The 337-nt window shown below is 51.0% G+C and carries 3 tRNA genes; all 3 read right to left on the bottom strand.

Going from position 1 to position 337, the window contains the following annotated elements:
- Positions 1-48: 48 nt before the first annotated feature.
- Positions 49-125 (bottom strand) — tRNA-Glu (locus O0550_RS24200).
- A 9-nt stretch (positions 126-134) separates the two neighbouring features.
- Positions 135-210, bottom strand: a tRNA-Thr gene (locus tag O0550_RS24195).
- Position 211: 1 nt separating this feature from the next.
- Positions 212-286 (bottom strand) — tRNA-Asn (locus O0550_RS24190).
- Positions 287-337 lie beyond the last annotated feature (51 nt).

The following is a 337-nucleotide window of genomic DNA, read 5'->3' as shown; positions in this document are numbered from 1 at the left end:
TGCTTGTAAGGCAGATGCTCTCCCAGCTGAGCTAATCCTCCAGATAAATGGTGACCCGTAGGGGATTCGAACCCCTGTATGACAGCGTGAAAGGCTGCTGTGTTAAACCGCTTCACCAACGGGCCAATATGCTATGGTGCTCCCGACAGGAATCGAACCTGCGACCTCTTCCTTACCATGGAAGCGCTCTACCGACTGAGCTACAGGAGCATGGCTCCTCAGGACGGACTCGAACCGCCAGCCTACCGGTTAACAGCCGGTTGCTCCACCATTGAGCTACTGAGGAACAATGTGAAAGAATTGTTCTTTCAAAACTAGATAATGAAGTCAGCATAAA

Source organism: Brevibacillus halotolerans (assembly GCF_026891775.1).
Taxonomy (GTDB): domain Bacteria; phylum Bacillota; class Bacilli; order Brevibacillales; family Brevibacillaceae; genus Brevibacillus_B; species Brevibacillus_B halotolerans.
The sequence above is the reverse complement of the archived record's forward strand: the minus strand, read 5'-3'. Positions and strand labels throughout refer to the sequence as shown.